General features: G+C 37.5%; 15 protein-coding genes. 8 read left to right on the forward strand and 7 right to left on the reverse strand.

Going from position 1 to position 13,108, the window contains the following annotated elements:
* Together AS180_RS19310 and amyS are read left to right on the forward strand one after the other, a co-directional pair.
* Positions 1–225 (forward strand): IS3 family transposase (locus AS180_RS19310; protein ID WP_062687330.1); only part of this gene is annotated, 225 nt, incomplete at its 5' end.
* A 150-nt stretch (positions 226–375) separates the two neighbouring features.
* Complete coding sequence (gene amyS / locus AS180_RS19315) at positions 376–1,926, forward strand: alpha-amylase (RefSeq protein WP_062687331.1); 1,551 nt, start codon at positions 376–378, stop codon at positions 1,924–1,926.
* A gap of 55 nt (positions 1,927–1,981) precedes the next feature.
* On the opposite strand, the gene AS180_RS19320 is transcribed toward amyS, so the two are convergent.
* On the reverse strand, positions 1,982–3,034 hold the full coding sequence (locus AS180_RS19320) for an aldose epimerase family protein (RefSeq protein ID WP_062687337.1): 1,053 nt from the start codon (positions 3,032–3,034) through the stop codon (positions 1,982–1,984).
* 184 nt (positions 3,035–3,218) lie between these two features.
* Between AS180_RS19320 and AS180_RS19325 the strand changes: the two genes are divergently transcribed.
* The 4 genes from AS180_RS19325 (at position 3,219) to AS180_RS19340 (ending at position 7,918) form a co-directional block, all read left to right on the forward strand.
* Positions 3,219–3,791, forward strand: coding sequence for a class I SAM-dependent DNA methyltransferase (locus AS180_RS19325; protein WP_226373001.1), 573 nt, complete (start codon positions 3,219–3,221; stop codon positions 3,789–3,791).
* 110 nt (positions 3,792–3,901) lie between these two features.
* Positions 3,902–5,311 carry a sigma-54 interaction domain-containing protein gene (locus tag AS180_RS19330; protein WP_062687338.1) on the forward strand — a complete coding sequence of 470 codons (1,410 nt, stop codon included), beginning with the start codon at positions 3,902–3,904 and terminating at the stop codon, positions 5,309–5,311.
* A 157-nt stretch (positions 5,312–5,468) separates the two neighbouring features.
* Complete coding sequence (gene speB / locus AS180_RS19335) at positions 5,469–6,446, forward strand: agmatinase (protein ID WP_062687332.1); 978 nt, start codon at positions 5,469–5,471, stop codon at positions 6,444–6,446.
* A 59-nt stretch (positions 6,447–6,505) separates the two neighbouring features.
* Positions 6,506–7,918 (forward strand): sodium:solute symporter family protein, encoded by a 1,413-nt coding sequence (locus tag AS180_RS19340; protein ID WP_062687333.1) that lies wholly within the window; start codon positions 6,506–6,508, stop codon positions 7,916–7,918.
* Positions 7,919–8,132: 214 nt separating this feature from the next.
* Here the strand turns inward: AS180_RS19340 and AS180_RS19345 are convergent, their stop codons facing one another.
* The 6 genes from AS180_RS19345 to AS180_RS19370 form a co-directional block, all read right to left on the reverse strand.
* The gene (locus AS180_RS19345) at positions 8,133–8,483 is read right to left on the reverse strand and encodes a protease inhibitor I9 family protein (RefSeq protein WP_082636423.1); all 351 of its coding nucleotides are present in this window, start codon (positions 8,481–8,483) and stop codon (positions 8,133–8,135) included.
* 101 nt (positions 8,484–8,584) lie between these two features.
* On the reverse strand, positions 8,585–8,893 hold the full coding sequence (locus AS180_RS19350) for a hypothetical protein (protein ID WP_062687335.1): 309 nt from the start codon (positions 8,891–8,893) through the stop codon (positions 8,585–8,587).
* Positions 8,894–9,261: 368 nt separating this feature from the next.
* Entirely contained in the window at positions 9,262–9,744 is a 483-nt protein-coding gene (locus AS180_RS19355) for a hypothetical protein (RefSeq protein ID WP_062687336.1), read from the reverse strand.
* Positions 9,744–10,121, reverse strand: a complete 378-nt coding sequence (locus AS180_RS19360) for a hypothetical protein (protein WP_025907500.1) — start codon at positions 10,119–10,121, stop codon at positions 9,744–9,746. The genes AS180_RS19355 and AS180_RS19360 overlap by 1 nt, the downstream gene beginning before the upstream one ends.
* A 216-nt stretch (positions 10,122–10,337) precedes the next feature.
* Entirely contained in the window at positions 10,338–10,850 is a 513-nt protein-coding gene (locus AS180_RS19365) for a hypothetical protein (RefSeq protein ID WP_025907501.1), read from the reverse strand.
* A gap of 206 nt (positions 10,851–11,056) precedes the next feature.
* A complete protein-coding gene (locus tag AS180_RS19370; RefSeq protein WP_025907503.1) occupies positions 11,057–11,440 on the reverse strand; it encodes an OsmC family protein in 384 nt (127 codons plus the stop codon).
* A 143-nt stretch (positions 11,441–11,583) separates the two neighbouring features.
* Here AS180_RS19370 and AS180_RS19375 point away from each other — a divergent pair, with 143 nt between their 5' ends.
* Positions 11,584–12,774, forward strand: a complete 1,191-nt coding sequence (locus tag AS180_RS19375; protein WP_025907504.1) for an MFS transporter — start codon at positions 11,584–11,586, stop codon at positions 12,772–12,774.
* Positions 12,775–12,893: 119 nt separating this feature from the next.
* The coding region (locus AS180_RS22890) for a hypothetical protein (RefSeq protein ID WP_139109237.1) at positions 12,894–13,108 on the forward strand (215 nt) is incomplete at its 3' end.

Consider the following 13,108-nt stretch of genomic DNA (forward strand, 5'->3'; position numbering starts at 1 on the left):
ATGAGCCGGAAAGGAAATTGTTACGACAACGCTTGTATTGAGTCCTTTCACGGGATTCTAAAACGAGAGCTTGTTTACCAAACAAAGTATAAAACGAGAGAAGAAGCAAAGAAGTCACTATTTGAATACATTGAGTTCTTTTACAATTCCAAGCGAATTCATTCGACATTGGGGTATTGCACACCGAATGAATTTGAACAAATGTACAGGAAATTCGCAGCTTGATTTCTCCTTCATAAAAAAGTTTAAATCTTATAAATTTAAACTTTTTTATGAAGGCTACCAAGCGAAAGTGCGGTAGAAATCTGTGTCTATTTTCTTGACGTAGTATCACTATTTTGGTAACGTTTATAAAAAAGTGAAGGGGATGGAAATGTGAGAACAAAAAGTTCAAGAACATGGTTTAGTTTACTTCTTGCTTTATTGATTTTTGTGCCAACGGTTGCACCGAATCATAAAGCGGAAGCAGCAGCGCAAAACGAAACGATGATGCAATACTTTGAATGGTACGTGCCCAATGATGGCCAACACTGGAACCGATTGCGCAATGATGCGGCATACTTAAAAAGCATAGGTGTTTCGGCTGTTTGGACACCTCCTGCTTATAAAGGTACAAGCCAAAATGATGTTGGATATGGCGCTTATGATCTCTATGATTTAGGGGAATTCAATCAAAAAGGAACGATTCGAACAAAGTACGGAACAAAAGCAGAATTAAAATCAGCGGTTAGTACTCTCAAATCAAACGGCATTCAAGTATATGGAGATGTCGTTATGAATCATAAAGGTGGCGCTGACTATACTGAAAACGTAACAGCAGTTGAAGTAAACCCTTCTAACCGAAATCAAGAAACTTCAGATGAATATACCATCCAAGCGTGGACTGGCTTTAACTTTCCAGGTCGCGGGACTACGCACAGTCCATTTAAATGGCAGTGGTATCATTTTGATGGAACGGACTGGGATCAATCACGAAACGCCAGCCGCATTTTTAAATTCCGTGGAACAGAAAAAGCGTGGGACTGGGAAGTAACAAGTGAAAACGGCAACTATGATTATTTAATGTATGCTGACCTTGATTTTGATCACCCCGATGTTAGGAACGAAATGAAGAACTGGGGCGTATGGTACGCAAACGAAGTCGGCTTAGACGGCTTTCGCTTAGACGCAGTGAAACATATTAAGCATTCCTACTTAGGGGATTGGGTCAACCATGTTCGTACGAAAACCGGAAAAGAAATGTTTACAGTGGCAGAGTACTGGCAAAACGATGTGAATGCCATTAATAACTACCTAGCAAAGGTAAACTATAACCATTCTGTCTTTGATGCACCTCTTCACTACAATTTCCATTATGCTTCTCAGTCTGGTGGAAATTACGATATGAGAAATTTATTAAACGGAACGGTTGTTGCTGCACACCCAACAAAGGCCGTAACGTTAGTTGAAAATCACGATTCACAGCCAGGTCAGTCCCTAGAATCCGTTGTACAGCCTTGGTTTAAACCGCTAGCCTATGCGTTTATCCTAACAAGAGCAGAAGGTTACCCAAGCATATTTTACGGTGACATGTACGGTACAAAAGGAAACAGTTCATATGAGATCCCAGCTTTAAAAACAAAGATAGAGCCTCTATTAAAAGCTCGTAAAGATTACGCATACGGTACGCAGCACAATTATATGGACCACCGGGACGTAATTGGCTGGACGCGAGAAGGAGACAGCACAAAAGAAAAATCTGGTCTCGCAACGCTTGTTACAGATGGAGCTGGCGGATCAAAATGGATGTATGTTGGAAAACAAAACGCTGGTGAGGTTTGGTACGACATTACAGGTAATCGAACAGATAAGATTACGATTAATACAGATGGATGGGGGAATTTCCAAGTAAACGGTGGATCCGTATCTGTTTACGTTCAGCAATAAAAACAACAAAAATAAGCTCTGCGGTGAAGCATTATCCCGCAGAGCTTTTTAATAGTTAACTCTCAACCGTCGCAAATCGATACATCGTATTTGCAGAGTAAACTTTGTTTTTTTCTAATACAATAGACGGAAATTCTGCATGATGAATAGCATTTGGTAAATTCTGCGTCTCTAAGCATAAACCGAGGTATTCATGACTTTTCACATCGCGAATCATGCCTGTATTTTCAAGCATATTCGCCGTATATAACACGACGCACGGCTGGTCTGTTTCTACGATAAGCTTGCGCCCGCTATCATAATCAACCACCGTTATTTCTTCGTTTTGATTCTCGCTCAGTAAAAACGGATGATCGTAGCCATTGCCAACCTTCACATTTTGAGGATGCTGAGATTCTACGCCCGCTCGAACCTTCTTCCCTTTTCTAAGATCAAACGCAGTATCCGTTACGTTTACTTTTTCACCCGTAGGAAGCATGATATCGTTAAGCTCTAAAAAAGCATCACTCTTCATTGTTAATTCATGCTCTAAAACGTCTCTTTTGACGTTTCCACTTAAGTTAAAGTACGTATGGTTCGTCATATTCAGCAGCGTATCTTGATCTGAAATCCCCTGATATGATAATTTGAGCTCATTCTCGTTCGTAAGCGTATACATTACACTGACTTTTAAATTACCTGGATACCCATTTTCACCGTCTGGGCTATCATATGTAAACTTAACGCTTACCTCATCCTGATTTTCTTTCACTTCAGCATTCCAAATGACGTGGCTAAACGCTTTGTCTCCACCATGAAGATGCTTCTCCCCTTCATTTTTTGAAAGCTCATACGTCTTATTGGCAATTTCCACTTTAGCTGGATGGATTCTTCCTGCTACCCGTCCGACAACTGCCCCAAAGTAAGCCGTGTTATGAAGGTAGCCTTCTACTGAATCATAACCTAGTACCACGTTTTCAACCTTTCCAGCTTGATCTGGCACCTGAATTTTAGTAATGATGCCTCCTAGGCTAATACACGTTACGGACATATTGTTATCGTTAGTCATCGTGTATGCCATCACTTCTTGACCGTGTAGTTCTCCAAACAAGCGTTGTGTAATGTTCATCTGTTTCCCCTCTGTTTCATTAGTATATGTAATGCGTAAGTATAATTGAAAGTATATCATTGGTTTTTATCACCTGCTAGTTTGACCAAAGCAGATACATGTATTGCCCCTTATTCTTTTGCTATAATACAATCTAACGTTATAAAAGATGGAGGTAAATATGTAAAATAACCCATTTGAACAAATGGCCAAACGATATGATACCGAGGACCGAATAGAATTAGCTAAGGTTATTGTTAAAGAGGTAAAAACTCAGTTAAAAGATAGTCAATCAAAATCATTACTGGACTACGGAAGTGGAACGGGACTTGTCAGCTTAGAACTAACGGATTTAGTCGATTCCGCTTTATTAGTAGACTCCTCTGAGCAAATGCTCGATATTGCAAAAGGTAAAATTGCCTATAACGATATTCAAAATGCCAAAACGCTCTGTGCAGACTTCACAAAGAAAGCACCTACTGTTAAAGCAGATATTGTTTTAATGTCACTTGTTCTTCTTCACATTCCAGAAACTAAGCAAGTGTTGCAACAATTATTCACTCTTTTAAATGACAATGGCAAGCTCATTATTGTGGATTTTGATAAAAATTCTAAAATTAGTCATCCAAAAGTTCATAATGGCTTCTCTCACAGCGAACTAAAAGAATTGTTGCTGGAAGTTGGATTTGCATCAACGACAATTCACACTTTTCATTACGGTGAACGTATTTTCATGAACCAAGATGCTTCAATATTTTTATCCACCAGCCTAAAGTAATAAGTTCACTTCTTTCAAAGACATTGCCATTTCCCTAAAAAGATATATAAAATAGTTTAATAAACTGAAAATTCTATATAAAAACCATTCCACAAAGGGGTATGTGAATGATGTCTGAACACTATGAAAGTCTAATGATGGAAATGGAAGCTATTTTAGATGCTTCAAATGATAATATAGTGATAGCTGATAGCGATGGAATTATTTTAAAAGCAAGTAAAAACTGTAAAGAAATCTATGGATACGACTCTAACTCTATTATCGGAAAATCTGCTTATGAACTTGAAAAACAGCAGGTATTCTCACCTTCTGTTACGCTGGCCGTTATAAAGAAAAAGAAGAAAGTTCAGCTGATGCAAAGAAACAAAGACGGTGGATTAATCATGGCAACTGGCATCCCAATCTTTAATAAAAAAGGAATCCTGTATCGAATTGTTAGCTTCTCTCATGATTTAACAGAACTTAAACGATTAAAAGAAGATTATGAACATCTTCAACAGCAACTTAAGCAATACGAAGTTGAGATTCAACAGCTCAAAGAAAAAGAAATAATTCGAAATGGCATGGTAATTAAAAGTAAGAACATGCAGCACGTTTGGGAACTTACTGAGCGAGTAGCTGCAAGTGATGCTAATGTCGTTCTTTTAGGAGAGTCCGGTGTAGGAAAAACTGTCTTTGCTCGCGCTTTGCATCAAAACAGTGAGCGAAAAGCTTGTCCTTTTATTGAAGTTAACTGCGGTGCTATTCCAAGCTCTCTATTTGAATCTGAAATGTTTGGTTATGAGAGCGGTGCTTTTACTGGTGCTAACCATAGAGGCCGTAAAGGGTTAATCGAACAAGCTGATAAAGGTACTCTCTTTTTAGACGAAGTTGGCGAACTTCCACTTGATATTCAAACTAAGTTGCTAAAAGTACTCCAGGAAAAACAAATTACACGTCTTGGAGGAGGAAAGACAAAAAAGATTGATTTTCGCTTAGTCGTAGCTACCAATCAAGACCTAAAAGCAAAAGTTAAAAACGGTACGTTCCGAGAAGATCTATTTTACCGTCTGTATGTAATTCCTATTACCATCCCACCTCTTCGAGAACGCAAAGAAGATATTTATAGCTTACTAAAAATGTTTTTAGATCGTTTTAATGAGCAGTATTATGTTCAAAAGTCATTTAATCCTAAAGCCATTGATTATTTAAGTGGTTATGACTGGCCAGGGAATGTACGGGAATTGGAAAACTTCGTTGAACGGCTCGTAGTCACTTCTCCTACTGATATCATTCATGTAAATGAAGATTTCTCGTATGGTATTCACACATCTGAAACACCTGTTCAGCATAAAAATTCGATTTACCTAAACCAAGACCTAACATTAAAAGAGGCCTTAGCTGAAGTAGAAAAGCACTTTTTACTAAAAGCTGCCAAGGAAAATAAAACTACATACGATATAGCTAAAGAGCTTGAAATGAGTCAAGCAACTGTTGTTAGACGCTTACACAAATATCAAATTAATTCAAAAATGAATTAAAATTACCGTAAAAAATTCATTTTTGAATCAAATCAACCTTATGGATTAAGCATCAAGATGCTGTTCATAAGGTTTTTTTAAGGTTTTTAAACTTGGCACAGTATTTGCAATATAAAAAAGAAAGGACAATCTATTTAATTAAAGGAGCGATTTACTGATGGCTAAGTATGAACCAAAAAACTCATTTGAATCTCCTCGCTTTTGTGGACCACGTACGTTTATGCGTTTACCTTATATTGAACAGCTTGATTATGATATGGACTTTGTCATTACGGGTATTCCGTTTGATTCAGGTCAATCATTTAGAACTGGAGCCCGCTTCGGTCCTCAAGCAGTAAGAGACTTTTCTATTTTACTTCGTCCGTATAACGTAGAACAAAACATTAATATTTTTGATTATGTCTCTGGTATCGACTACGGTGATATTAATGTCGTTCCGGGATATATTGAGGAGACATACGTAAATATCGAAGAAGCAATTACAGAGATTGTTAATAAAGATATTATTCCTATTTCAATTGGCGGTGATCACTCAGTTACGCTTGGAGAATTACGAGCAATTGTTAAAAAGCATGGTCCTGTAGCTCTTTTACAATTCGATGCTCACTCTGATACATGGGATACTTACTTTGATAAAAAATATAATCATGGTACTGTATTTCGCCGCGCTATTGAAGAAGGTCTAATAGACGTCTCCCGTTCCATGCAAATCGGAATGCGCGGCGGCTTGTATGGACCTGAAGATTTAGAAGATGCGCGTAATCTAGGGTTAGACGTGTACTCTACAAATGATTATAAAAAACACGGTGTAGAAGCCATGCTTAAAAAGATTCACACTCGTGTACAGGAAGGTCCTGTTTTCTTAACGTTTGATATTGACTTTCTTGATCCTTCATTTGCGCCAGGAACAGGAACCCCAGAGGTTTCAGGCGCCTCGATTGATGATGCATTGGCATTTGTAAGAGGGCTTGAAGGCTTATCTTTTGTAGGTTTTGATTTAGTAGAAGTACTTCCATCCTACGATCATGGAGACATTACAGCAGCTGCTGCTGCTAACATTCTTTATGAATTTGTGACGCTTGTGGCATTAGCGAAAAAAACCAAAACAAAAAAAGAGTTTCAATCCGTAGAATAATAGAATTCTTAATTCCAAGGAGAGAGTTTCTTCTCTCCTTCTACTAAAGGAGCGAATCGATGAATACAGTTGATGGTTTGGTTATTATTATTTACTTTTTACTGTTAATCTTTGTTGGTATTTTAGGCTCTCGACGAGCAAAAACGTCTGAAGATTATATCGTAGCAGGCAGAAACCTAGGGTTTACCATGTATCTTACATGTTTAGCAGCCGTGATTTTAGGAGGAGCATCCACAATAGGAACAGCTAGGCTTGGCTATGAATTTGGGTTATCAGGACTGTGGCTAGTTGCCATGCTTGGTTTAGGAATAGTCGTCATGGGAATCTTTTTTTCAAAGAAGATTTTTTCGTTAAAAGTGTTAACAATTAGTCAAATGTTAACAGAGCGCTATAATGCACAAACAGGTGTTATTAGCGCATTAGTAGCGGCTATTTATGCAATGATGGTATCAGTAACTCAAGTAATTGGAATGGGAACAGTGCTCCACGTTCTTCTTGGATGGAATCTCACGTTTTCAATGATAATTGGAGGAACTATTGCTCTTTCTTATACTATTCTTGGGGGCATGTGGTCCGTTACAATGACCGATATTGTTCAATTCATTATTATGACAATTGGGATTTTTGCTATTATGTTACCAATGAGTCTTTCCAAAGCTGGCGGCTGGAGCAATTTGCAAGCAGAGCTCCCTACTTCTTATTTTGGTATTAGTAGCATTGGAGGAATGGAAATTTTTCAATACTTTCTACTATTCTGCTTAGGAATGGTGGTGGCACAGGACATTTGGCAACGGTTGTTTACTGCAAGAACATTAAAAGTAGCACGTTTAGGGACTTTAGGAGCTGGTATTTATAGTTTATTTTACGCAATTGCTATTAGCATTATTGGTATGTGTGCTTTTGTAGCCATCCCTGCTTTAAACGATCCACAAACAGCTTTTACAAGTATGGCTCTTGAAACATTACCAACAGGTATTTTAGGCATTGTACTTGCTAGCGTATTATCTGCGTTAATGTCAACTTCATCAGGAACACTACTTGCCTCTTCTACTTTAATCGTCAATGACATTATCAAGCCCCTTGTCCCATCTATGAGTGAAAAAATATTTTTAAAAGCATCTCGCTTTACTACCTTAGCTACCGGTGTTGTGACCATGATCTTTGCTGTATGGATTCAAGACGTTCTTGTCGCATTAGATGTGGCGTACGCAGTGCTATCTGGTTCATTGTTCTTTCCAATTGTATTTGGCTTCTTCTGGAGAAAGGCAACGTCCAAAGCTGCTTTCTTCTCTATTCTATTAAGCGCAGCAGTCATCTTAATCGGACTGGTTGTTCAAGGTATTACAGCCACCGAACCTATCGTTTACGGACTGATTACGAGCTTTATTTCTTTTGTTACTATTTCACTTACTAGTAAACAAACTCAAATCTCTACTAATCCTAAGCTACCAAAAAAACAGTCTGTTTCTTAAACAAAAAGATAAAATCTACCGGACAGTAGAAGGTAAGCTGATGAAAAGGCTTACCTTTTTATTTGTAGAAGTAACATATAGCTAGTTTTATGTATAGTTTTAATGGTGATTATAAAAGCTTGTTTTTGAACCGATATAAGAATGAGCTATTTTCATTGCCTTCTTTAAATCTCCCTTTTCAGAGTAGTAGTAAAAAAGCTTTCTTTCATAGTGCTCAACAAGAATAAAATAACCTATTTTTTTGATAATAGGGTAATATAGTTTCTTCAATTAGTGTATAGTAGTTCTCATTATCGTCCTTCATTTCATATATAACCATTTGAAAATTAATACCTTGACCTGTAATTCCTTCATCATGAAGCTTATCTACTCCAATTTGTGGAATGTTGTCAATCATTTTAGGAGTAGCTTTCTCCCCTTTTGACTTAGGAAGTTCAAGTTGAATTTGAACATTGCTCCAAATTCTTTTTACTTCTCCAGAATTCAATAATTCTTCAACTGCCGCTCCAGGAAGGCTCATTGCTACACCATTAAAGGCATTTTTATACTCATGTTTCACGTTAATCTTACTTGGATCGTATACCGCCTTTTTTTCTTAGTTTTTAATTGATCTATATACGTTTTGAATTCTTTATGTGACTGTTCAACTCTTTGTTTTGCAGTACCTCAAGAGATTTTCTTTTGATTAAGCATTTGTTTTTTCACTTCTACTTTTGCTGGATCTTGCTTAAACTCAACGATAATCTCAACGTTTTCTGAGGTTGTAGTATTAATATCGGGTGAAATAATAAAGCCAGGTCCAATTTCAAGTTGTTGTAAAGCTTCTCTTTGTTCTTTTGATAAATTATTTAGTACTTGTTCCGCTTCACTCATCGTGATACTTGGCTCTTTTGCTAAAGCAGCGTAAGGTGTAGAGGTAGAAATTATCACACCAGCTACTAAAGCACATTTTAGCAAATGTTTTTTTGCTTTCATTTGAATCCCCCTTATATGAAAAATATAGTTTATAAATCGAATCTATATTTATCGTAACGGGATTAAGGAGAAGAAGTAAATTGGCGTAATAAAACGGGAAGAAAGAACCTATTGATGGCAAATAATAACCTTAAAGTTATGAAAATATATGCTAAGAACTCTCACAAAGAGAGTTGTATGTTACATAATATGTTTTGATATCTAGTAAAAAACCCCAATTGCTTCTTTTAGTACAAAGAATGTACAATTTATATAGAAGTTACTTCCAGACCACTACAATAGCCTACTATTGTGAGTGAAACAGCCAAGCCCTTCAATCAACCATAACAAGAAAACTCTCTTAAGTTTTACTTAAGAGAGTTTTCTTGTTACCCTTTAAAAATCACAGCAATCATTTCATCTTCCGTCATGCCGCTATCAACTTCAAACGTGCCTGGACGAAGTTTGTTTTCCACACCTTGACCTTCTACCTTTTTGTAGAACTCAAAGCCGCTTTTTACGATTTTAGCTTTTTCAAGAATCTCACCAACATCAACTGCCGTCATACCAGATGACACATTGATGATCGTACGATAAACCGCCTCTTCTTCTTTTGGTTGCTCTTCTTTTTCTTCTTTCGGTTCTTTTCCAACTGCTTGCACTGCTTCTGCTTTCGCATCAGCTAACTGCTTGTCCAGTTCGTCTTGTGTTTGGACAACAAACCCCTTGTCTTCTAACTGCGTTTGCATCTCTTCTTGTGATAGCTCTTTAGAAGCTGGCTTTGAAGATGGCTCAAGCAAGTACACAATGCCCGTTGCGGTTGCTGCAACGAGTAAACCCATAGCAAAGCTGCGTAGCGTATTCGGTGTCATTATGCCATCATGCTCCCTTCATCTTTCTTCTTCGTGTAAGGAGCCAGCATTTGTTCCACTTCTTGTTGCGTATAGCCTTTCATTCGTCCTGCAATGCTTTCAAATGAATAGCCGCGCTTATGCATATCAATCATGTTGCGAAGGTCTTTGCGTTCAGGTGATTCTAGACCTAATACGCCTGATTTTTCTGCTGTAATCGCCGCATCGATTTCAAGAGTGCGGATGCGATCATTCAATTCATTCATTTCTTGTCCAATTGTTAACGTCAGCTGTTCTAACTGCTGGTCTGTATGAGTTTGTGATTGTTTTGTCTTTCTGAAAGATAAAATAAGCAATAAAATAGCTATGCCTAATAAAATAATTATAAGTAATCCCATGGTAAATCCTCCCTTATCTATACATCGATTATCTCATTCATACTGAATTATACATTGATAAAGTTGGTATTTCGAATCAAAGCCCTAAAACCAACCGATAGTCCTATCAGTATCTCAAGAAACCTTTAGCAATCAAATCTATCTTACTTGTCTTTTCCTTTTCTTTCAATCTTTTATTAGTTCTATATACCTATTATATATAAGTTGGTGCGTATCTTATTGATGTTCATGATACGTATCATACAAGCCTTTATAGTCATCTTTTAACTTAGCGACGTTAGTAGTATCATTGGAAATAACATCAATAACATCGGTACTTACATATAACAAATAGTCATTCGAATAAAATGAGATATACGCTGGTCTTCTTCCTTTTCTGATACTTAAACAATAATTATAAACATCGATAGAACTTAGTTTTTTGATAGAAGCATAGACAACTGCATTATTTTCATCTTCCGCTACTACGTGTTCTTGCCAATTATTCAGCTGCAGAATTCGACCAACTTTGGACTTAGCTGATTGGCGCTTTCCATTGAAAATATATTGCGAAATAAAAATAGCATTGATGTCTTTTCTCTCCTGAAAGACTTCGTTAATGATGCTTTTAAAATCAGCCAGCGATATTTCATAAAGATCAAACCGAATTCTATTGTTCTGATGAACTTGGAAAAAAGGTATCCCTTTCGTACAGTCAAAATCAATCGTAAAATCTTTTAATTTAACCAAATGATATCAAACTCCTCTTCTTTTTAGGTCCCAGTCCTAGGTTTCCAAACGTGTTACCTCACAATATATAGAAATATATTCCAAACATCTTTTTTATTATAGATGGATTTTAGTCAAAATTGAACCTTTATTTTACATGAAACAGCACAAGAATAATTACGGAAACAAAAAAAACCCCTCTCAAATTCAATCTGAGAGGGGCAAGCTTATGCGACTAATTCAAATGATTCCGTTACCTCAATGCTGTTAATAACAGATTGAAGCATTGAGCAATTCTTTCTAGCAAGCTCAATTGACTTTTCGATTTTATCGTGCGGAAGGTTTTCCCCGCTAATTTTGTAGTGTAAATGGATGCTTTCAATGCGATTTGCTTCTTTTTCGTTGCGCGTCACGTCTGCTGAAATGTGAATATCTTTAACCGCAATGCGCTTCTTTTCTAATATTTTGCGAAGAACGCCACCGCTACAAACCGCAATGGATGAAACCATTAATTGAAAAGGACGAAAGCCGTATTCATCATCTCCTGCCACCTGCAAATTTCCAAACGGTAAATCTGTTGAGAAACCAACTTCCTGCATTTTAAATTCCATTTTAAAATACCTCCTAGGGTTTTACTTCGTTATATCACGAAATGGAATAACACTCAAATAATTAAGTTCGCTTATTGTCATTTTCAGATAGGTTCTATAGGATTATACGTGGAGAAAAAACATCTTAAAACGAGGTCACTTATATGAACAAAACGTTGCGAACACGATTTTGGATTTTGGTTAGTCTAGTAGCAATTTCTGGCTTTAGTCAAGGTATGCTTCTACCCCTCATTGCCATTATCTTTGAAAAAGATGGGGTATCATCGACTTTAAACGGATTAAACGCTGCTGGACTGTACATTGGTATTTTATTAGCCTCTCCATTTATGGAGCCACTCTTACGAAAGCATGGCTACAAACCTATCATTATGTGGGGAGGAGCTTTAGTCATTTTATCCCTCTTTTTGTTTCCGCTTTGGAAATCCGTTACGTTTTGGTTCTTGCTTCGTCTCGCGATTGGAATTGGGGATCACGCTCTTCACTTTGCAACGCAAACGTGGATTACAGCCTTTTCACCTGTAGATAAGCGCGGACGCAACATCTCACTGTACGGCCTTTCTTTTGGTATTGGCTTTGCAGTCGGTCCTTTAATGGCCAATTTAGTTAACGTGAGTGAAACGTTACCATTTATTTTTTCAGCTTTCATTTGCTTAGTCACATGGGTATTTTTATTTTTATTAAAAAATGAGATTCCAACGGGTGACGAAGAAGTAAGCACAATGTCTTTTACTGCAACAATGAAGCGCTTTTCCAAAGCCATCAAATACGGCTGGATTGCTTTTTTACCACCACTCGGCTATGGGTTTCTAGAGTCTTCGCTAAATGGTATCTTTCCTATTTATGGATTACGAATTGGCCTAAACGTAGAATTTATTTCACTCCTGCTGACTTCTTTTGCAGTCGGTGGCATTATATTTCAGCTTCCCCTTGGTATGCTGAGTGATAAACATGGACGAAAGTTTGTTCTTCACTGGGTTTTGTTTTTAGGCTCTGGAGCGTTTTTACTGGCAACGCTACTAGAAGCAACAACGATTCCACTGTTAGCTTGTTTGTTTATCGGAGGTATGCTTCTTGGCTCTACGTTTAGCTTAGGAATTAGCTATATGACGGATCTCATGCCAAGCTCGCTGCTACCAACAGGTAACTTGCTATGTGGAATTGCCTTTAGCGTTGGAAGCTTAGCGGGACCGTACCTAGGTGGAACCTTTATCGGATTGTTTGAAGGATTAAGCTTTTTTGTCATTATTAGTTCTGTATTGTTTTTAATTTTCCTATGTATCTTTTTATTTAGTACATCGGTGCAGACATATAAAGAGACTACTTTGTCAAAGTGAATAGAAAAGGAGGCTGGGACATAAGTAATTCAGCTAATGATAAACCTGAACGATTGAGAGTTTCTCACTTTTAATCGTTCAGGTTTTTTGTTGATTGTGAAAACAATGTTGGAAACAGGGTGGAATGGAGCGTAGGACACTCGACTCCTGCGGGAAAGAGAGGGAAAACTGAGATCCCGCAGCGCAGCGAGGAAGCTCAGGTTCCTCCCCGCGGAAAGCGAGTGGCCGTAGCGCAATGGAACGAACGTGTTCAGACAAACCAAAAAGATTGGAACAGCTATTGTTCGTCTCTTAGAAGCAATCATTTTGTTATGTCCCAAACTCTTTCTATTCT

Origin of the sequence: Priestia veravalensis, assembly GCF_001457055.1 — a bacterium.
Taxonomy (GTDB): domain Bacteria; phylum Bacillota; class Bacilli; order Bacillales; family Bacillaceae_H; genus Priestia; species Priestia flexa.

What these genes read in the sequence shown, in the direction of transcription:
- AS180_RS19320 (WP_062687337.1), bottom strand. Translation starts at nt 3,034, where the DNA reads ATGAACATTACACAACGCTTGTTTGGAGAACTACACGGTCAAGAAGTG.
- AS180_RS19325 (WP_226373001.1), top strand. Translation starts at nt 3,219, where the DNA reads ATGGCCAAACGATATGATACCGAGGACCGAATAGAATTAGCTAAGGTT.
- AS180_RS19330 (WP_062687338.1), top strand. Translation starts at nt 3,902, where the DNA reads ATGTCTGAACACTATGAAAGTCTAATGATGGAAATGGAAGCTATTTTA.
- speB (WP_062687332.1), top strand. Translation starts at nt 5,469, where the DNA reads ATGGCTAAGTATGAACCAAAAAACTCATTTGAATCTCCTCGCTTTTGT.
- AS180_RS19340 (WP_062687333.1), top strand. Translation starts at nt 6,506, where the DNA reads ATGAATACAGTTGATGGTTTGGTTATTATTATTTACTTTTTACTGTTA.
- AS180_RS19350 (WP_062687335.1), bottom strand. Translation starts at nt 8,893, where the DNA reads ATGAAAGCAAAAAAACATTTGCTAAAATGTGCTTTAGTAGCTGGTGTG.
- AS180_RS19355 (WP_062687336.1), bottom strand. Translation starts at nt 9,744, where the DNA reads ATGACACCGAATACGCTACGCAGCTTTGCTATGGGTTTACTCGTTGCA.
- AS180_RS19360 (WP_025907500.1), bottom strand. Translation starts at nt 10,121, where the DNA reads ATGGGATTACTTATAATTATTTTATTAGGCATAGCTATTTTATTGCTT.
- AS180_RS19370 (WP_025907503.1), bottom strand. Translation starts at nt 11,440, where the DNA reads ATGGAATTTAAAATGCAGGAAGTTGGTTTCTCAACAGATTTACCGTTT.
- AS180_RS19375 (WP_025907504.1), top strand. Translation starts at nt 11,584, where the DNA reads ATGAACAAAACGTTGCGAACACGATTTTGGATTTTGGTTAGTCTAGTA.